Below are 19,645 nucleotides of genomic sequence, written 5' to 3'. Positions count from 1 at the left end.
CGTGACGCCCCTTACTTTTCAGCGCTTCTCACAAAAACGTATACCTTCGCCCTTTTTCCGCCATAGTTGATGGTAATCGTCGCGCGCGTGCGCGCTTCCGCATCGTCCAGAACGACCACTCGGCCTTCCTCGTCTACCTCGACCTGCTCGGGACGATTGGACTCGTACGTGATTGATTCCGCCTTCGTCACGTCCTCCGAGCTTTTGTCGCTGAAGATCGCCAGCACCTCTAGCTGCGCTTTTTCTCCAGGCGCGAGCTTCAACGACTGCGGTTTGACTTCGAGTGCCTCCACCACAGCGTCTCCCACGACATAGGAAGCAGCTGATTTGACCGTAAAGACGCCCATTCCATCCTCTTCTGACACTTTCGGCGGCTTGCCCTTTTCTCCTGTTACAGCTCGCCACTGCTTGTTGCGGTACGTGTAAGCCTGCAGCTTTTCGCCAGCGTCAAACGCCAGCGGCAGAGCGAGGGTAAAGCCCCGCTCCCCAAAGCTGCCCATCTCTTTTCCGTTGCTCCACGCTTCCAGCGAGTATGCTTTTCCGGGATTGGAAACGCCCTTCCAGCCGTTTGCTTTTGCCTCTGCCTCTGTCAGATGGAGGGAAAATTCTCCCGCGCGTTCCCTGGCAAAATAAGCGCCCGGAACTTCCACCCATGCTCCTGCCGGAACCGTCAATCTGACGCCAACTTCTTTTTTCTTCAGCAGCTCGACCAGCTTCTTCTCCAAAGTAATCGCCTGTTCTTCGCTTCCTGCTTTTTTACTGCGGAGATGATCGTCTGTATCGGTATCTGGCTCGTATGCCCCTTCGTCGCCTTCCATGCGAATGAACAGCACCGGGGAAAAGCCGATTTTTTCCTGCACGCCCTCGATGGCCTCCATGAAATCCGTTAGCGTATCCAGCACCACTTCTATTTGCTCGTCAGATGCTTTGATCTCGTCTCCAGGCTCGACGGCAATCGTGCCGGAACGTTTCAGCAGCGTTTCTGCCAGCAGGCGAACACGCTTGGCTACGTCCTTGGAAATACCGTCTGAATCGAACGGCTCCAGTGCAGTTTTCGCAAAATTCGTCAAGGCAGTAAGTCCCAGTCGGGCCAGTTCTGTGTCCACCTTTTCCCATTTTGCGAGAGGAACAAACGCTTCGTCCAAAAAGCTTTCACTCAGCTCGTGCAGTGTCTTTTCCCGAATGATTCCACGCTCTGCCTGCTCCACGACAGCGGCCAGCACGGTTGAAACGAAATGCGAAACAGCGTCCCACTTCTCGGCTTGCGTGACCTGCTTGGCGTCGAACAGTTGTTGCAGGCTGGCAAGCACCCGCTGCACCTGTTCCTCGATGCTCTGTTCATCTGCGGCAGACAAAATGGCCTGTTCTGCCTGCCTGTGCAAGTCTTTCTGCCTGTCAGGCATCGGGGTCGTGTCTGGCGGATTGACAGGGGGCGGGGTTGTCGGTCTGGCTGGCACATGAACCGTCAGCTTTTCAGTCGTGGCAGTCGTACCGTCCGACTCCCGCGTTACCTGCAAAATCAGCTCCACGTCAGTCTGGCGGCTCGGGGGTGTGATCGTGCCATCCAGCGCGATGACGCCCGTGTTGCTGGAATGCTTGATCGCAACCGTAAAGCCTGCAGGCACTTCTGGCAACCGCAGTCTTGTCGCTCCTGCTGCCGGCTGGGCGAGACTGGTAATGCCATCTGCCACTTCCTGCGCCGTCGTCTCGTGTTCGTCCTGGGCTTGCAAACGAATCTGCACAAGCACCGGATCGTGGTCGCTCACCCGGCCTTCGTTTTCCGTGAATCCGGCATTGATATGCACAATGTCCACTTTGGTACGTTTTTCCAGATGGGGGCTGACCAAAATCTGATCGAGCACCTGTGAATTGCCCTGGTACACGTAGGTGTACTGCCTGCCCGGCGGCAGCTTTTCAACCATATTGACCAGAGCGCCATCTGCCAGTGCTTTTACCGGATTGGAAAACGGGAAATCGTTCAGGTCGCCCAATACGACCACATTGGCCTGTGGATCTTGTGCGTGGATTTGTTTCACAAAGCTGTTCACCACGCGGGCAATTTTCATCCGTTGCGCCTCACTCACCAGCTTCGGCGGCTGGTCTTTTCCAAACAGCGCTCCATCCCCGCCCTTGGAATTGAAATGGTTGGCGATGACAAACACAGGCTTGCCCTGGAAGACGAACTGCGCCGCGAGCGGCTTGCGGCTGGACGCGAACGCTTCGTTGGTCGGATCGATCCGGCCGGGATTGCGCGAGAGGTGCACGGCTCCATCGCGCGTCTCCACCTGTACGGCCTCTGTCGCCGTTCCCGCTACGCCTTCTGCCAGCTGCACGCGATCCGGGTTGTAGAAAAATCCGACGCGGATGTTGCCGCCGGGCTGGCCGCCGTCCTTGTTGTTCTCTGGAGCGATGTCGATGTAGCGGTAGGCAGGGCCGTTTGCTTGCCGGATTGCCTTTATCAGCGCTTCTGCGGATTTTGCGGCATCTGTCTCGCCGTTGTCCGTCGGTCCGTTGTTATCCTGCATTTCCACTACACCGATAATATCCGGCGATTTCATGTTCTCGACAATCGTTTCCGCGATTCGCGAAATTTTTTGGGACTCGGTTTTGGCTGAAAAATTTTCGATGTTGTAGGAAGCAATTGTCAGCTCATCGTCTTTCGGGTCGAGTGTTGTCACCGTCGGTTGGCTGCCGCCGGGCTGGACGGAAAACGTCTCGATAGGATACAGCTTGTAATTGGCAAAGCTGTAATCAATGATTCCTACAAGCGGCTCGGAAATCTTGTCGCCGACCTTTGGATGCTGCAAAATCGGCACGAGTTTGTCTGCCACCGTGATGCGCTCCGGGTGAAAATCATCGGCTGCAAGCACCACTCCGCCTGCGGGAGTACGCGGCTGTCCGCGATGCGCCTGGTCGTCAATGACCACGAACTCTACGCTCGCCGGGTTTGTAAACACTTTTGTTTCTCCGACCACGATTGGATTTTTGACTTGCACCAGCATCCCTTCGAGGCTCTCCCAGAAGTCGATGCCATCCTCTTCGGGGTCAAACGTGCCCAGGCTGTCGTTGTCAATGATCCCTTTTGGATAACGGTAGTTTCCTTCGCCCAGAACAACCGGGTCCGGGAGCGGCTGCGCATTTCTTATCACAGTGATTTTTGCCGCGTCAATCTGCGTCTGGGTGAGATCGGTTGCCGCTCTGTTTTGCGGCACGTACTCCTTCACCGTGCCGTCTACGCTCACTTCATCGCCAACTTTTACCGCCGCTTTCGGTTCGTACACGTAGATGCCCTCGGACGTGCGCGGATCGCTGTCCGGGAGCGGGTCTTGCATGTAGAAGCCATGTACCGATCCGCCATTTTTAACGACTGCCGTGACAATTCCCGTGACGCCCTTGACTGTGCCGTTCGCAAGCGGGGACTGGTGCGAGGCCCCTTGAATATCGTGGATGCGCACGGTATCTTTTTGGATGGTGTAGCGGAAGATGGCGACTTTGCTGTCCGTGTAGCCTTCCTTGACAGCAAACGCCTGAATCGTCGTATCCGCATCAAGCTGGATCGGCTCCGTATAAACCGAACTGTTTCTGGTCGGTTCCGAACCATCCGTTGTATAGTAAATTTTGGCATCCGCCATCGTCGTGGACAAGGTCACTTTGGTGCCTGCTGCCACCAGCGGGCCTTGGGGATACGCCGTCACTGCGGGAACTCTCGTCTCGTCCTCTACCAAATCTGCCAGCGTCCGAGGCACCAGCTTGTATTCGTTAAAATCGTGGTTGACCACGCCGGTGATGCTGGCGTAAGTCGTGCCCAGCTCCAGCGGGAGCGTGGCTGGAGGGCGGGAGAGGAAATTCCCCTGATCGTCTTGCAACGTATAATTGCCGCTTTGCACAGACTGGACAGTCACATTGCGGACAGTCACCAGTTGGCCTTCAATCGCTTCGCCTGCATTGGCTGCAAAATTTGCCGATGTCACCGTCTGCGGCGTGGGCACACCTGCCTGCTTCTCCAGGACGGTCACGTCGTCTGTTGCGACTTCGAGCTGTGCCAAGCCGTAGTAGTCGTTCATTTTTCCGGTCGCCTGGATTTTGTCTCCGACCGCGATGTTGGCGGCAAGCCCTGGACCGCGTACGACGAGCCCTGCCGTTTCGTCCTGCATGTAGACGTTGTTTTGGCCCCCCGCTTCAAAGATGGCCGTCACCGTTCCGGCAACACTCGCCGTGGTTCCTTTTGCCAGCGCCCTTGCCTCGGCAACTGGCAGAGTCGAACGTACCGACTTGGCAATCGGTACAGGCTCGCTCTCGAACATCTTGCCGTGTTCGGTTGCGAGCTGCTGCGTCACGTAGATGGTGTCCAACGGCTCGACTCCTTGCAGCGAATAGGAAAACGCGCCGTTCTCCCCTGCGCTGCCTGTCGGATTGCCGCCGAGCAGCAGGCTGTTGCCATTTGGCGCATCATAGGCGCGCAAAATCGCCTTGCCCGCTGCTGCCCCCGCCTGGCCTTTCAGCTCTGCTGTGCTTCCGACTTGCTGCAAGCTGATTTTTTCAGCCGCCAAGACAGGGCTTTCCGCGGCTGGCAGCAGCTCGATGCTCTCGCTCTCCTGTTTGCCGCTCTCTGTCGCGCTGAGATAGACCGCTGCCGAGGTTGGATGGGCAAAAGTCAGTTCGATCTGGCCAAAATCGTCCGACACCTGCTCGGCCAACGGCGTTTCGCTGCCGACAGGGGGGGCTGCGTACACCTTGATGGTGACATGCGGACGGACTTGACCGAAAATGACGGCTTCCGCCGGATTCGTCACGTCAAACAGCAACTCACGTCCGTTCGGCTTCTCGCTGACGTCGCTGTCTGTCGGCGGCTCTGCCGGACTTTGCGTATTTTTCGGAGTTGGCTCTCCCACCACTAAGTCGGCGCTGTTGTCGTCCGTGTCCCAGCCGTTTCCGCCGTTTGGCACGATGCCATCCGCGTTGCTTTTGCGGGAAGCGCTGGTGGAGTTCGTTGTGGCAGGAGCAGGACCCGCCCCTTCATATCCGTTGGCGGCTCCGAAGCCGACCAGATCGACGACATCAGGATGGGCAGTGACATCCGCTCCCGTAAGTTCCGTTCCGCTGCTGACGAGGGCCACTTTTCCCTGTGTTCCTGACATGGCAAGCTTGCCTTCATCATCCGGGTCAGGCAGCTCAGCCGTTCCCCCCGTCCCCGCCGCCTGTTTAATCAGGTAATACCCGTATGGTGCGATACTTCCCGTCAAATCTGTCTTGCTCCATGTCGATCCACTTGCAGAAGCGTACTGCACAGACCAGCCTGCCAGCGAAACGGTCGTGCCAGTCGGGTTGTACAGCTCGATAAAGTCGTTTTTGTAGAAGGCCCCGCTGTTTCCTCCCCCTCCGTACACCTCGCTGATGACGACATGACCTGCTTGCTGTGCCTTTGCCTGCGGCCCCCACCCGCTCGGCAAAACGGCGCTGACAACAACCACCGCAATCAGCGCCAGCTTGGAAAAACAGCGCAGTCTTCCCTTTTTGTTTTGCATTTTCTTTTTTTACCTCCTCCCAAACATACGGAATCATTGCTAGGAACATCGTAAAACATATAATCCAAACTTTATGTAAATTTGATGTAAAGAATGTATATTCCTTCCATATTCACCGAACAAAAAACGCCAAAGCTCAGACGCTTTGGCGTTTTTTGTGTCATTTTGTCGATTCATCTTCCGGCACCTTCATATTGCGTGCGATATAGAGAAACGGCGTCGAGGCAGCCGAGACGACGAACTTGATGAGATACGTGGTCAATAAAATTTGCCACCACACATCCAGCGGGTAGACGCCCCAAAAAGCAATCGTGCAAAATGTCAAGGTATCGAGCAACTGGCTGAACAGCGTGCTGCCGTTGTTGCGAATCCACAGTTGGTTGCGTCCGGGGCACTTTATCTTCAGCCAGGAATAGATTTTTACGTCCACGAACTGGCTCAGCAAGTACGCGCACAGGCTGCCCAAAGCGAGCCTTGGCATCAGGCCGAACAAATTCTCCAGCGATTCCTGGGCGATGTCTTCCGCCTGCGGCTCAAACAGCAGCACAAGCTGCATGATGATCGTCGTCGCGATCAAGGTGAAAAAGCCGAACCAGACCGCCTTTTTCGCCGCCCGCTCGCCGTACTTTTCATTCAGCAGGTCTGACACCAGGTAGATGGATGCGTAAATCGTATTGCCGAGCGTCATGACCAGCCCGAACATCTCGATGGTTTTGACCACCTGAATGTTCGCCAGCACCGTAGCCATTCCGATCCAGGCGTACAGTCCCATTTTGCCGAACAGGCGGTAGCAGAGCAGAAACAGCCCGAAATTCACCAGAGTAAAACATACTCCGAGGGCAAAATTAAACATATGATAGCCTCCTAGTTTTGATAACGCGGGAGTTTTGCGAACCGCGGCCCTTTTGGGCATTTCATCATTCTACTTGGAATCGGTTGTTTTCGCAATGCTCGCGGGAAGATGACGAGAAAGCAGGAGCTTGGTGACAACAAGCAAAGACACCTTTTCTCTTGACGGAGTAAAAGGTGTCCTTTTTTTTGCATATTCCGGCTTACCTGGCGCTTTCCCTCTTTTGCCTTACGCCAACACAGGCAGCATCAAATTCAGCAAAAACAGCCCGGCGATGACGTACAGCAAGGCAGGCACTTCCCGGCGCTTGCCCAGCGCGAGCTTCATCAGCGGGTACGCCACGAAGCCAAAAGCGATGCCGTCCACGATGCTGTAGGACAGCGGAATGATGGCGATAATCAAAAAGGCGGGGAAGCCCTCCGAAAAGTCCTTCAAATTGATGTTTTGCACATTTTGCAGCATCAACGCCCCGATAATGATGAGCACAGGGGCAACCGCGCTGTCCGGGATCATTTTCACCACCGGAATCAGGCCGAGCGAGCACAATAGAAGCGTCCCGGTGACGAGCGTGGTCAGTCCGGTCCTTCCTCCCGCAGCAATTCCCGCTGCCGTCTCTACCGTTGCCACGGTCGGGCTCGTTCCCATGATGCCGGAGATGGCCGCCGACAAGGCGTTTGCCTGCAGCGAGCGGCGGAACTTTTGCGGTTGGCCGATCATCGCCGTATGCCCGTGCAGCAGGCCGATGTTTTCAAACACGATTACCATCGCCAGCGAAAAAGTCGCAATCCAGAACGGCAAGGTCCAGATGGCGGAAAACGACATGCCGCCCAATACTTGTCCGTACTGCGCAAACGAAAACGTCTCCCCGGTAGCCGACCCGCCGATCCCGAACAAAAAGCCAAGTCCCGTACCAGCGGCAATTCCGATGAGGAAGTTGCCAGGGATATTGCGCACAAACAAGATCAGTGTGAGGACGAGCGTCACCAGCGTCACGATGACATGCGGGCTGGACAAATCGCCCAGCGCGACGAAGGTGGACGGATTGGTGACGATCAGGCCGCCTTTTTGCAGTCCGATAAAGGTCAAAAACAGGCCGATGCCCACCGTGATCGCTTCCTTGAGCGAGGCGGGAATCGCGTTGGACAAAATGACCGCCGCGCGGGTAAAGGCGATGGCGGTAAAGATCAGGCCGGATACGAATACGGCCGCCAGCGCTTCCTGCCAGGTCAGGCCCATCGACTGGCAGAGCGTATAGGTAAACAGCGCATTAATCCCCATGCCGGGGACGAGGATGATCGGAGCATTCGCCCAGAAGGCCATTACCAATGATCCGATAAAAGCGGTCAGAACAGTCGCCAAAATCCCTGCCTCCATCGGGATTCCGGCATCCTGCAATATCGAAGCGTTTACGGCAACAATGTAGACAATGGTGACAAAGCCGATCAATCCGGCGATAAGCTCCCGTTGGAACGTCGTGTCGCAAGCGCGTAAGTGAAAAAGCTTTTCCAGCCACGTACGCACGTCTATTTCCCTTCTTTCTTTCGTTGTCTTCTCCGTGTTTGCTGAAAAATATGCTATCATAGCGGCATTAATATGAAAAATATCGAGTAAATCTGATATGCATATCGAAATCATATAGTTGAACAAACGAAAGAAGGATGACACGTGGATATACGGCAATTGCGCTACTTTATCGCCATCGCGGAAGAAGGGCAGATTACGGGGGCGGCAAAACGGCTGAACATGGCCCAGCCCCCTTTGAGCCAGCAGCTCAAGCAAATGGAGGAGGAGTTGGGCGTCACACTCGTGGAGCGCTCAGGGAAGCGGATGGAGCTGACCGAAGCCGGGCTGACCCTGTACCGCCAGGCGCTCAATATCGTCCACCAGATGGAAGAAGCGCTCTCGGAAGTAAAAGAAACCGGCGAAGGCATTCGCGGCACGCTGTCCATCGGGGTGAGCGCCTTGTCCGCTTACCGTCTGCCGGAGCAGATTCGCCTGTTTCAGCAAAAATATCCGCTCATTACCTACAAAGTATGGAAGGGCGATACCCAACTGCTCAACCAGTGGCTGGAGCGGCGCACCATCGAGGTCGCAATCGTGCGCTTGCCGCACTCGCTCAGCAACTGTACGATGATTCCGCTGGAAGAAGAAGCGTTCGTCCTGATCGTCCCGGCAAGCTCGCCTTATGCTGAACGCACAGAGATTCACATGCGGGAAATCGCCCAGCTTCCGCTCATCATGCCCAGCCTGCCCGGCCTTGGCATTTACGACCTGATCCTCAAGGAGTTTTCACGCCTTGGCGTTGCGCCGCGCGTCATCTGCGAATGCCCGGACATCTCGCTGATCGTCAGCATGGTCGCCGCTTCCGTCGGCTCGTCCATCGTCCCGGTCTCCGCATGGGAGACGCACAAGAGCGAGCAAATCCACGGAATCAGGCTTGCCGGGACGTCCATTTACTCGTCTGCAGCCGTCGTCTGGCAGTCGGGTCGCCACTTGTCCAAGGCCGCCAAGCGGTTTATCGAGACGTTTTCGTGATCGCGCGGTTGGCCTGTTTTCCGGCAACGCCCATGTACACAAAAACCCGTGCGCATCGCCACGGGTTTTTGGTATAATTTGTAAAAAACTCAAAAGGCATGATCGAATTTGCAAAACACACCCATCGTACGCATACAGCCAAAAGCATACTGGCAATTGGCGGTGGTGATCGCACTCTTTTTCAGTTGGTTCATCATCTGGGAAAACGTAAAGGCACACCACCACTTTGCCACGGATGAACTGGTTTACACAAAATCGCTCTTCTCCGACGTCACGTACCAGAACGACTATGAACGGGAGCCGTCAGGAAATAAGGTCGCGTACCATACCATTTCCACCCCTGACCGCCTGCTGGAGCGGGTAATCCCTGACGAGAGCAACCATTCCACGTGGTCTATGCTGCAAAGCGAGGTTCAGCGCTTGCTTCAACAGGAACAGCAGCTGGTCTTTTTCCTCGCCCAAATCGTCTATTTCCTGCTTTGCGCTCTCATTTGCCGTCGCTACCGCTCGCTGCTTCGCTTCCGAAAAACAGCGTTTATGCTCTGCGGTGGTCTCTTTCTTTTCTTCTGTTTTTCGGCTGGGAATGCGTGGCTGAACATGGGCGAGGCGCGAGAAAACATCAGCCTGTATGTACAAATGCTGTAAGGGCGGGTTAGCACTCCCGCTCTTTTTTGTGCAGATCAGAAAGCTTTTTATCCGCTTCAAGTAAAGCTAGCTTTGCTCCGATTTCACCTCTATGCCGTGTCTGCGAAACAGCGCCGCCGTCACACCTGCCCCCGGCACCTTTTTCCCGGTAAATTGACCGTCGTACACAAACGAACTGCCGCAGGACGGGCTGTTTTCTTTCAGGATGGCAGAGGTAGCCCCGACCGTTTTTGCCAGCCTCAATGCCTGATAAGCACCCGCCAAAAATTCGGCCGTCACGTCACGGCCTGTCCGGTCGATTACTTTCGCCCGCCCGTCCAGCACGTCGTTACCGTCTCCCCCGACAATCTCCGCCGGCGGACGGGGCGTAGGCAAGCCGCCCAGCTGCTCCGGACAGACAGGAATGACCTTGCCGTCGCGCAGCAGCTGTTCAAGCCCTTCGTCCAGACAAGACCTTTGGTCATAACGACATTCGCAGCCGATCAGGCAAGCGCTAATCACTTTCACAGGCTATCCCCTCCGCCAATGTGCTTACAGCTTGCGCAGCTTGACGCTCTGCACCAGATGATCCTGGCCTTTGTTGAGAATCAACTGCGCCCGGACACGCGTCGGCAAAATATTTTGCACCAGGTTGGCTCCGTTGATTTCCGTCCAGATGCTTGTCGCTACTTCTGTCGCTTCCTCGTCAGACAGGTCTGCATAGCGCCGGAAGTACGAGTTCGGATTGGAAAAAGCCGTCTTGCGCAGCAGCTTGAAACGCTCCACGTACCATTGCAAAATATCTTTTTCCTCGGCGTGCACGTAAATCGAAAAATCGAAGAAGTCGGAGACGATCACCTCGGAGATGCGCGGCTCGTCGCCTTTTGGCGGCTGGAGCACGTTCAAGCCTTCCACGATCAGGATGTCTGGCTGGCGGACGGTCTGCCATTCCCCTGGCACGATGTCGTAGACAAGGTGGGAGTAGACCGGAGCCTTGACCTCCGGGATGCCGGACTTCACATCGGCCAAAAAGTTGATGAAGCGGCGCAGGTCGTAGCTTTCCGGAAAGCCCTTGCGCTTCATGATCCCCCGCTCCTCCAGCACGCGGTTCGGATACAAAAAGCCGTCCGTCGTCACCAGATCGACCTTGGGATGGTTCGGCCAGCGCGACAAAAGCGTCTGCAAAATGCGCGCCGTCGTGCTTTTTCCGACCGCCACGCTTCCCGCAATCCCGATGATAAACGGCACCTTGCCGTCCTGATTGCCCAAAAACGTATGCGTCGCCTGATACAACTCCTGCGTGCCGCCAACGTACAAATTCAGCAGTCGGGAAAGCGGCAAATAAATATCGGCTACCTCCGTCATGGATATATTTTCGTTCAATCCCTGCAAACAGGCGAGCTCTTCGTCTGATATGGTAAGCGGCGTGGAGGCTCGCAGCGCTCTCCACTGCTCGCGATTAAACGTAACGTATGGTGATGCCATGGGAATGTACATCCTTTCCATCATGAAAGTGCTTTCTTTGTTTCATCACAAGGTAAGTTTACACTAGCATGCTGCTCTTGGGAACAAGAGGGATGTACCAAATACAGTCTTGACACCTTCTTTTTCAGAAAAACAGAGGCGTACCAAGAATATCCCTGCCGAAGCAGACGCCGACCGCACTATAATGAAAGTAAGATTTTTCCAAATCATATTTTTTGCAAAAAAACAAGCTGACACCGACGGCATCAGCTTGCTCGTTTGCTCGTGCTTATTTTCCCAAATACGCCTGCAGCATCCACACATGCTTTTGCAGGCTTTCCATCATGCCCAAAAACATGTCGCCAGTCGCTGCGTCGTCGGCTGCCTCTGCAGCGGCGATTCCTTCCTTCAATTCGCCGATCAAGGTCGAAAAGTCGTTCACGACCGCCTGCACCATCTGCTCGGCTGTCTCGCCAGAAGCCGCTTCCTGAATGGAAGCCTGCTCCATACAGGCCTTCATGGTCGAGACAGGCTTGCCGCCGATGGCAAGCAGCCGCTCCGCCAGGTCATCCACGTACTTCGCTGCCTCGTTGTACAACTCTTCGAACTTGGCGTGGAGCGTGAAGAAGTGGGGGCCTTTTACATACCAGTGGAAATGATGCAGCTTTACATACAGCACAGACCAGTTGGCAACCTGTTTATTCAAGACATCGGTGACGGTCCGACTCATCGTAATACTCACGCAGACGCTCCTTTCTCTGATGAAAAATACAGCGTCTGTAGTGTTCCGCTGCCGCCTTGATCCTATACCCCTGTCTGGAAAAATGCTGCGCAAGAAGTTACTTTATCTGCAAGCTTGCCGCTTTTCCAGAGAAGAAGCCGCTCCTGCTGCATGATATTTCTTAACCGAAAAAATTCAGACGGTCAGACTCTCCTCCAGTGCCAGCACTCCGGCAGTCGCGTCAAGCGTAGCCTCGACGCCAAAGGGCAGCGCCATATTGCAGGAGCCGTGTCCGATCTGCACGTTCCAGATCGTTGGCTTTCCGTAAGGCACGATGATGTTTTGGCAGACGTCCCACACCGAAAAGCCTTCGCGCTTTTTCGGCTCGCAACTGGTCCACGTGCCGATGACGATGCCTGCGCAATCGTCGAACAGGCCGCCGAGCGCGAGCTGTGTCAGCATGCGATCAATACGGTACGGCTCTTCGTCAATGTCCTCCAGAAACAGGATTTTCCCGCGGGTGTCCAGTTGGTACGGCGTACCCATCAGAGCGGCGACGAGGGAGAGATTTCCGCCGACAATTGGGCCGTATGCCTGCCCTTCCACGAGACAGAGAATGTCCTCTCCCGGCGGGTTGACAATCGGTCCGAGCGGTTCCGGCCGGGTCATCGCCCGCAGCAAATACTGCCTGGACCAGTCGTCCAGTCCTTGCGCAATATCTGACGTCGCCATCGGTCCGTGCAAAGTCGCGAGCTGCGCCAGTTGTCCGAAAGCGGTATGCAGCGCGGTAATGTCGCTGTACCCGACAAACAGCTTCGGATTTTGCGCGATCAGATCGTAATCGAGCAGCGGCAAAATTTGCGGGGACCCGTAACCGCCGCGCATGCACATGATGCCGTCCACTTCGTCGTCTGCAAACATCGCGTTCAGTTCGCTTGCCCGCTGTCCCGGCGTGCCGGCCAAATACCCGCCGTACGTCTCATAGCACGCCGCTCCAACCTTGACCTTGAAGCCCATCTCCATGATGGCGTCCACTGCCTTGACCAGCACCTCTTCCGTCGCGGGACTGGAAGTAGCCACCAGCCCAATCGTATCTCCTGCCCGCAATGCTTTTCCTTTTTTCATCCGACACGTCTCCCTTTATCGTTTCTCATGCACACACGTATGCTGCCTGTGCTCCAGCCATGACTTTTCCAATATTTCAAAAACAATTCCGGCAAGCCGCTGGCTCATTGTATGTACAGCCGTTATTCACGGACGGAACATGTTTTCGCTCACTCGCACAGGAGCTGCGGTCGATTGACGTATTTTCGCCGATCACGACCGCCTGCCACCCCCTGCTTTTGGCTCGTCGACGCGCACGTAGCGGTTTGTCGGTCGGCCTACTCCGCCATAGCTGACGTCGATTCTCACCACGCCTGTCTTCTCCAAATAGTCCAGATAGCGTCTCGCCGTCACCCTGGCGATCCCTACCCGCTCCGCGACATCTTCTGCGGACAGGGCCTGTTCCTCGCCGTCCAGCTGGCGAATGATCTGCTCCAGTGTCACGGCATGCAGACCTTTTGGCAAAGGACCAGGCTTGTTGCTTGCCGGAGTTGGCCGCTCCTGCTCTTCGTCGCGCTCTGACGCCCCGCGAAACACCAACTGGTCTACCTCATCCTGTGAAGCCGTCCCGGCCTGTTCGAGCTTATGGAGAAACTCCCGGTAGTTTTCGAGCGACTTTTTCATGCGGTCAAACGCAAATGGTTTGATGATGTAGTCCATGGCTCCGCCGCGCAGCATCGCCTGAATCGTCGCCTTGTCCTTGGCTGCCGTCACGACGATGACATCGACGTCCTGGCCGGCCGCGCGCAGCTCCGTCAGCGCTTTTACCCCGTCCTGAATCGGCATGAAAATGTCCATGATGACCAAATCCGGCGCCAACTCCTGCACCATCCGGACGCCATCTGCACCGTTCGCCGCCATCCCGACGACGCAAAAGCCCGGCACGCGCTCAATGAACTGCTTGTTGATCTCCTGCACCATCGGATCGTCTTCCACTACCAGTACGCGAATGCTTTCCTCCCCCACTATTCATCCACCTCCTTCATCGGAAATGTAATCATGAAGCTCGCTCCTTCGCCCGGCCGGGAATGGCAAACCAGTTCGCCTCGTCCTTTTCGCACCAGCTGATGCACCAGATGCAGACCAAGGCCGCGGTCTGTCCGGCTTTTGGTGGAAAAACCTCTCTCCAGCATCTTCGCGCGCGTCGCTTCGTCCATGCCGATCCCGTTGTCCTCCACGAGAATCGAGCACACCTCTTCATCCTGCTCGATGCTGATCGTAATCTCCTTGTCCGCGCGCTCGCACTGCTCCAGCGAGTCAAAGGCATTTTCGATCAGGTTGCCCAAAATGAGCACGAAATCATGGTGGTCCATGTAGGGTGGAAATTTTTCCAGGTGGCTCATCCGGTCGATGACCACGCGAATGCCCAGCTCCCTGCCCCGGCTGACCTTGCCGATGAGCAGCCCGGACAAGTTTTCATCCATGATTCGCGTCGTCAGAAAAGACGTCAGTTCCTCCTGCTCCTCGTTAATCTCGAACAGGTAGGCGAGCGCCTTGTCGTATTGGTTGAGCTGCAGCAAGCCAGCGATTGTGTGCAGCTTGTTCATGTGCTCGTGGTTTTGCACGCGGAGGGCGCCGACAAACTCCTTGACCCCTGTCAGTTCCTCCGCCATCCGCGCAACCTCTGTCCTGTCCTGGAAGATGGCGAGAGCGCCGACGATTTTGTCCTCCACTTTAATCAAAAAACGGTTGGACCAGAGCAACGCATTGCCTACGTGCAGCTCGGTGTTCGTAAAATTTTGCCGCAGCTCCAGTACTTCGGGCAAGCGCGTGTCAGGCAGAACCGAGCGGATGGGTTTTCCCAGCACCTCTCCCTCAATGCCGAAAATTTGCTTGGCCCGATCGTTGAAAATCGTGATCCGCTCCTGATTGTCGATGGCAATAACCCCTTCATGCATGGCGTGAAAAGTAGCCGTCCGCTCGACCAGAATGCGCGCAATCTGCTCCGGCTCCAGATCGAGCATCTGCTTTTTGATGTGACGCGCCAGCAGGTAGCTGCCCCAGACGCCCACCAGGAGCGAGAGAAACAGGGTCAACGCGATATTGCCGCGCTCGTTTTTCATCATCTCCCACGTGCCGGGCATCACCCGGCCCACCAGCACCACCCCGACCTGCTGGTGCTGCCCGTCTACGATTGGCACGTAAGCGCGGAGCGCCGTGCCCATGTCGCCTTTTACCTTTTGCAAATAGGAGTGCTCGGAATACGCCTCTTCGACTGCCGGGTCGGCAAATACCGTGCCGATCCGCTCGTCCAGCGGGTCGGAGTAACGCACCCGCTCCATATTCAAGACGACGATGTAGGTCACGTCGTTGACGACTCTCAGCTTGTGCGCCGTCGGGTTGATCTGCCGCCAGCCGTCCGGCTCCTGAATGCTTTCCTGCACCAGCGGAATCTGGGCGACTGTGCGTGCAATCGTCATCAGCCGTTGCCCCAGCTGATTTTCCGTCACACGAATCATGCCTCCCACAATAATCAGCATGCCGATTATCAGGGAAAACAGCACGATGCCCACTGAGAGCAGCATAATCTTCCATTTGATCGTTAACCGTTTGAACAGACTAGTTCTTCCTTTCACGTGGGGATTGCTTGCTTTTCTATATTTTGGTACAGTACATCCAGCAAATCAACTGTTCGCAGGCAGGTGAAAGAAAAGATGAGATCGTTTCTGAGCATCGCGCTGTTTGGATTGATCGGACTTGTGAGCGCTGTCATCATCGGCTTCGGAACAGACCTGTCGCTGGAAAAGCTCGGCTATGACGAGGTACAGGAAGGACTGTCCGAGCGCATCATCATCAAATTCAGCCACGTAGTCGCAGAAAACACGCCAAAAGGCTTGACGGTGGAACGCTTTGCCCAACTGGTCAAAGACAAGACAAACGGGCGCGTGGAAGTGCAGGTGTTCCCCAACAGTGTGCTGCACTCCGAAAAAACCGAGATGTCTGCCTTGCAAAATGGCGATGTGCAAATGATCGCCCCCGCCTTCTCGCATCTGTCCAGCACGATCCCCCAATGGGCTGTGCTCGAATTGCCCTACCTGTTCCGGACGCAGGAGGATGTGGAAAAAGTGTTCAATGGCGAAATCGGACAGATGCTGTTTTCCACCCTGGAACAATCCAACATGAAGGGGCTTGCCTTCTGGTCCAGCGGTTTCAAGCAAATGACAGGCAACCGCCCGCTGATTGCGCCGGACGATTTTGTCGGCCAGCGTTTCCGCATCATCCCGAGCGCCGTACTGGAAGCGCAGTTTCGCTCTTTTCAGGCGATTCCGATCGGCTCGTACTTCGGCGATCTGTACAGCATGCTGGCGAACGGAGAAGTGGACGGCGAAGAAAATACGATTTCCAACGTGTACACGAAGCGGCTGTACCAGGTGCAGAAGTATATGACCATCAGCAACCACGGCTTTCTCGGCTACACGGTTATCATTAATCAATCGTTCTGGGACAAGCTGCCCCCGGATATTCAGCGAGCGATCACGGAGGCGATGCAAGAAGCAACCGCGTACAACAATCAATTGGCTGTTTCCATGAATGCGAGCCAACTGCGCCTGCTCCAGCAGCAGAATAACATCCAGATTCACGTGCAGACAGCAGAAGAGCGGGCAGCCTGGATTCAGGCTGTGCAGCCCGTTTACGACAAGTTCGCGGAAAGCATCGGCGCTGACCTGATGGAAAAAATCAGAGAGCTTCACCAGAGACAGTGAAGCTCTCACCCGTTTTCAGAAGTCTCAACCCCGCTTTGGCAGAATGAGTGTAAAGACGGAGCCTCGTTCACTGCTATGCCGCAGCATGAGGTCGCCCCCCAGCGCTTTGGCCATCATCCGCGAGTAGGACAGCCCAAGGCCGAGTCCCCGCACCTTGTCTTTTTTGTTGCTTCCGCGGAAGAACCGCTCAAAGACAAGCGGCTGCTCCTCTGCTGGAATCCCGTGGCCGTTGTCTTTTACGTCCATGCGCACGTCGCTTTCGGTTTCATACAGCACCAGTTCAATGCTGCCGTCGGCTTGCGCTTTTCCAATCGCCTGTCTCGCGTTGTTCAGCAGATTGGTCAAAATTTGCTGCACACGGACAGGGTCAACAAAAACGGTCACAGACTTCTCCGGGATGACGACCGCAAACGAGATTTCCTCCAGGTCTTGCACGATCCGCCACTGCGAGGCGATTTCCCTGACCAGCTTGCTGATGTCCTGCTCCTCCTTGTGGACGGTAATCGCCCCCACGGCAAACGAGTTGAAATCGAGCAAGTCCTCCACCATTTTTTGCAACCGCTTGGTTTCGCGCAGGCATATCTCCAGAAATTCCTTCTGCTCTGCCCCCGATACGACTTCATCGTTAATCGCCTGGACCAGTCCGCTGATTGAGGTCACTGGTGTTTTCAGCTCGTGCGTCACTCCGGCCAGAAGCTCTGTCCGCATGCTTTCCAGTTGGCGAAGACGGTCAGCCATCTCCTTGAACGTGTAGACCAGCTCGTGAATTTCCCGCTCCTGGATCGGCTGCGTAATCGCCACATCGTAGTTGCCTTCCACGATTTTGCGCGCCGACAGCACGACTTGCTGAATCGGCTCGGACAACCGCCGGGAGTGAAAGTAAATGACGGCCCAGCCGAGTATGCCAAGGCTGACGAGCATGATGACCAAATACTGCAGTTGCTCCCTGCCGATCTTGATGTCGGTTTCCGGAAACAGCAGGATGACCTTCCCGATCCGATTGTCATTATATTCCAAATTTTCCCTGATTACGTAAAGCGTGTCGCCTGATGCTTGCCTGATCGTGTCGTCCGTATCCGCCCGCTCAAGCAAACTGGGAAGCGTCTTTTCAAGCACGGGCGGCAGTATCCCCGGGCGTCTGTAGATGACCTCTCCCTCACTGTTTTTGATGAACAGAACAAGGTTGCGATCCACTCCCATGAACCTGCGCCGATTGTCCAGCACCTGATGCAGCTTGTCTCCGACCAAAATGTTGCCTTCGTCGTCTACGACCCGATCCGCCACTTCCTCGGCAAACAGCCGCGTCACCTCGATTTGCTTTTCAACCGCAGCATATTTGATCCAATAGGCAGACACCGCCCCGACGATGAGCAAGCCTACGGCAAGAGTCAGCAGGTAACGGGTCGTCCAGTAGCGCAGGAGCGAAACGGGCTCCTTTTTCTTAGTAAACACAGAACTGATAACCCACCCCTCGCAGCGTTTTAATCTCGCCTTCATGGGCGGGCCAATTTTCCAATGTTTTTCTCACGCGCTTGATGGCCAGGTCCACAGCACGGTCACTGCCTCCGTAGTCCATTCCCCACACCTGCTCAATCAACTGCTCGCGGGTAAATGTCTGGTTCGGATTTTGCGCGAGAAAAAGCAGCAGGGACAGATCGCGCGGATGAAACACCAGTTCCAGCCCGTGCAGCGTGACGTTATGGGACTGGAAATTGATTTTCAGACTGCCGAAAAAACGCGTCTCCTGATCCTTCACCAAAATAACCGACCGACGCAGCACGGCATTGACCCTCGCCACCACTTCCTCGGCGACAAACGGCTTTGTTATGTAATCGTCGGCTCCCTGATTCAGCCCTTTCAGCTTTTGATCGGTTTGCCCCAGCGCTGTCATGATAATGACCGGACAGGCGCTTTTTTCCCGAATATACTGCAGAATCTCCCAACCGCTCCGCTCGGGGAGCATGAGATCCAATAGAACGAGAGCCGGCTTTTTTTCGTCAAACAGGCGGATCGCTTCTACTCCGTCTTCAGCCTGCCAGACCTGATAGCCCGCTTTTTGCAGGTACGCTTTCAGTACACGCGAGATCACCAGTTCGTCTTCTACCAACAAAATGCTTTTCATAAGCTCCCTATTCTCCCATTTGCGATTGCTCGCATGGTTCTCTCCTTCTAGTAGGTACTACTATACTATCAGTTTACCTCGTTCTTTTTATATTTGGATTTGCGGATTATGGAAAATAGGAAAAAAGCCTTGCCCCTGTATAAGAGGCAAGGCCTTATTTGAATGCGATTAGTTGATAATGTCGTCCTCGAAGTAGATGTCGCCATCTCTTGCATCGCCTTCAAAATCGTATTTTGTCTTGTCGTTGTTGCTGCTGTCGACGATCTCGCCGACTACGTCTGCATCGTCGAATTCATCCCAGATGTCTTCGATGACGTTAATCACGAGGTCTTCAAAGTCGGAATCGTCCAATTCGTCCTCATACTCGTCGAAGTCGAGAGCGATTTCCACCTCGATCTCATCCTCGTCGCCGCTCAGGGAAATATCCCACTCAGCGCCGCGGAAATCTTCGTAGTCGTCGTTCAGTTGATCTTCCAAGTCATCCAGTTCATCGTCGAAATCGTCGTCTTTTTTCTTCTTCGCATCTTCCAGATCGTCTTCCAGGTCAGCGATTTGTTTGTTCAGCGAGTCGATCTTGCTTTGCAGGCTGCGGATTTGCGCATCGCGCGCCGCCAGTTCAGCCGCGTGCTGGGCATCAGCCTGATCTTTTACCGTGATGGTGTACGTATTGCCATCCCAGACGACTTCCTTGTTGAACACGCCAGCCATCATGCGCAGCGGAATGTAGGTGGTTCCGTTGACGATAAATGGTTCGATGGTAGTCGGAACGGCTACGCCGTTATACAAAACCTTGATATTGTTGTACTTTGCCTGCAAGTTTTTTGTTCCAGTCGCTGCCTGAGAGCCTGTCGGCAGCAAGCTTGTCGCAAGAACCACCGCTGAGAAAACTGCCAGATACTGCTTTTTGAACATCGAAAATCCTCCTTCTCCCGGTTGTCTTTTTCAAGTCATGTTGCTATGTACAACATTTACTTTACCTATTGATCGTGTCGAGAA

At 55.0% G+C, this 19,645-nt stretch carries 15 protein-coding genes; 3 read left to right on the top strand and 12 right to left on the bottom strand.

What is annotated here, in order from left to right; all coding sequences use genetic code 11:
• Positions 1 to 11: 11 nt before the first annotated feature.
• The 3 genes from AAFJ72_RS05520 to AAFJ72_RS05510 form a co-directional block, all read right to left on the bottom strand.
• Complete coding sequence (locus AAFJ72_RS05520) at positions 12 to 5,525, bottom strand: chitobiase/beta-hexosaminidase C-terminal domain-containing protein (RefSeq protein WP_432776361.1); 5,514 nt, start codon at positions 5,523 to 5,525, stop codon at positions 12 to 14.
• A 160-nt stretch (positions 5,526 to 5,685) separates the two neighbouring features.
• Positions 5,686 to 6,378: a queuosine precursor transporter gene (locus AAFJ72_RS05515; protein ID WP_432776360.1), complete on the bottom strand. Its 693-nt coding sequence runs from the start codon at positions 6,376 to 6,378 to the stop codon at positions 5,686 to 5,688.
• A gap of 225 nt (positions 6,379 to 6,603) precedes the next feature.
• Positions 6,604 to 7,896 (bottom strand): NCS2 family permease, encoded by a 1,293-nt coding sequence (locus tag AAFJ72_RS05510; protein ID WP_432776359.1) that lies wholly within the window; start codon positions 7,894 to 7,896, stop codon positions 6,604 to 6,606.
• Positions 7,897 to 8,040: 144 nt separating this feature from the next.
• On the opposite strand from AAFJ72_RS05510, the gene AAFJ72_RS05505 reads away from it, so the two are divergent.
• Together AAFJ72_RS05505 and AAFJ72_RS05500 are read left to right on the top strand one after the other, a co-directional pair.
• Positions 8,041 to 8,910, top strand: coding sequence for a LysR family transcriptional regulator (locus AAFJ72_RS05505; RefSeq protein WP_432776358.1), 870 nt, complete (start codon positions 8,041 to 8,043; stop codon positions 8,908 to 8,910).
• Between the two features lie 108 nt (positions 8,911 to 9,018).
• Positions 9,019 to 9,555 carry a hypothetical protein gene (locus AAFJ72_RS05500; RefSeq protein WP_432776357.1) on the top strand — a complete coding sequence of 179 codons (537 nt, stop codon included), beginning with the start codon at positions 9,019 to 9,021 and terminating at the stop codon, positions 9,553 to 9,555.
• Between the two features lie 66 nt (positions 9,556 to 9,621).
• Here AAFJ72_RS05500 and AAFJ72_RS05495 read toward each other — a convergent pair whose 3' ends face one another.
• From AAFJ72_RS05495 to AAFJ72_RS05470, 6 genes are all read right to left on the bottom strand, one after another.
• Positions 9,622 to 10,062 carry a DUF523 domain-containing protein gene (locus AAFJ72_RS05495; RefSeq protein WP_432776356.1) on the bottom strand — a complete coding sequence of 147 codons (441 nt, stop codon included), beginning with the start codon at positions 10,060 to 10,062 and terminating at the stop codon, positions 9,622 to 9,624.
• Positions 10,063 to 10,086: 24 nt separating this feature from the next.
• Positions 10,087 to 11,019 (bottom strand): type I pantothenate kinase, encoded by a 933-nt coding sequence (coaA, locus tag AAFJ72_RS05490; protein WP_432776355.1) that lies wholly within the window; start codon positions 11,017 to 11,019, stop codon positions 10,087 to 10,089.
• Positions 11,020 to 11,287: 268 nt separating this feature from the next.
• Entirely contained in the window at positions 11,288 to 11,728 is a 441-nt protein-coding gene (locus AAFJ72_RS05485) for a Dps family protein (protein ID WP_432777152.1), read from the bottom strand.
• Between the two features lie 186 nt (positions 11,729 to 11,914).
• Positions 11,915 to 12,844, bottom strand: a complete 930-nt coding sequence (locus AAFJ72_RS05480; protein WP_432776353.1) for a S66 peptidase family protein — start codon at positions 12,842 to 12,844, stop codon at positions 11,915 to 11,917.
• A gap of 192 nt (positions 12,845 to 13,036) precedes the next feature.
• On the bottom strand, positions 13,037 to 13,789 hold the full coding sequence (locus AAFJ72_RS05475; RefSeq protein WP_432776352.1) for a response regulator: 753 nt from the start codon (positions 13,787 to 13,789) through the stop codon (positions 13,037 to 13,039).
• Complete coding sequence (locus tag AAFJ72_RS05470; RefSeq protein WP_122906580.1) at positions 13,789 to 15,348, bottom strand: ATP-binding protein; 1,560 nt, start codon at positions 15,346 to 15,348, stop codon at positions 13,789 to 13,791. Before AAFJ72_RS05470 ends, AAFJ72_RS05475 begins: the two co-directional genes overlap by 1 nt.
• A gap of 129 nt (positions 15,349 to 15,477) precedes the next feature.
• Between AAFJ72_RS05470 and AAFJ72_RS05465 the strand changes: the two genes are divergently transcribed.
• On the top strand, positions 15,478 to 16,527 hold the full coding sequence (locus AAFJ72_RS05465) for a DctP family TRAP transporter solute-binding subunit (RefSeq protein ID WP_122906579.1): 1,050 nt from the start codon (positions 15,478 to 15,480) through the stop codon (positions 16,525 to 16,527).
• A gap of 24 nt (positions 16,528 to 16,551) precedes the next feature.
• Here AAFJ72_RS05465 and AAFJ72_RS05460 read toward each other — a convergent pair whose 3' ends face one another.
• The 3 genes from AAFJ72_RS05460 to AAFJ72_RS05450 all read right to left on the bottom strand — a co-directional run bounded on the left by AAFJ72_RS05460 (position 16,552) and on the right by AAFJ72_RS05450 (position 19,561).
• Positions 16,552 to 17,979, bottom strand: coding sequence for an ATP-binding protein (locus AAFJ72_RS05460; protein ID WP_432776351.1), 1,428 nt, complete (start codon positions 17,977 to 17,979; stop codon positions 16,552 to 16,554).
• Positions 17,969 to 18,649: a response regulator transcription factor gene (locus AAFJ72_RS05455; protein ID WP_309479449.1), complete on the bottom strand. Its 681-nt coding sequence runs from the start codon at positions 18,647 to 18,649 to the stop codon at positions 17,969 to 17,971. The genes AAFJ72_RS05460 and AAFJ72_RS05455 overlap by 11 nt, the downstream gene beginning before the upstream one ends.
• Positions 18,650 to 18,817: 168 nt before the next feature.
• Entirely contained in the window at positions 18,818 to 19,561 is a 744-nt protein-coding gene (locus AAFJ72_RS05450) for a stalk domain-containing protein (RefSeq protein ID WP_432776350.1), read from the bottom strand.
• Between the last annotated feature and the right edge of the window lie 84 nt (positions 19,562 to 19,645).

Origin of the sequence: Brevibacillus gelatini (assembly GCF_050920745.1) — a bacterium.
GTDB classification, from domain to species: Bacteria; Bacillota; Bacilli; order Brevibacillales; family Brevibacillaceae; genus Brevibacillus; species Brevibacillus gelatini.
The sequence above is the reverse complement of the archived record's forward strand: the minus strand, read 5'-3'. Positions and strand labels throughout refer to the sequence as shown.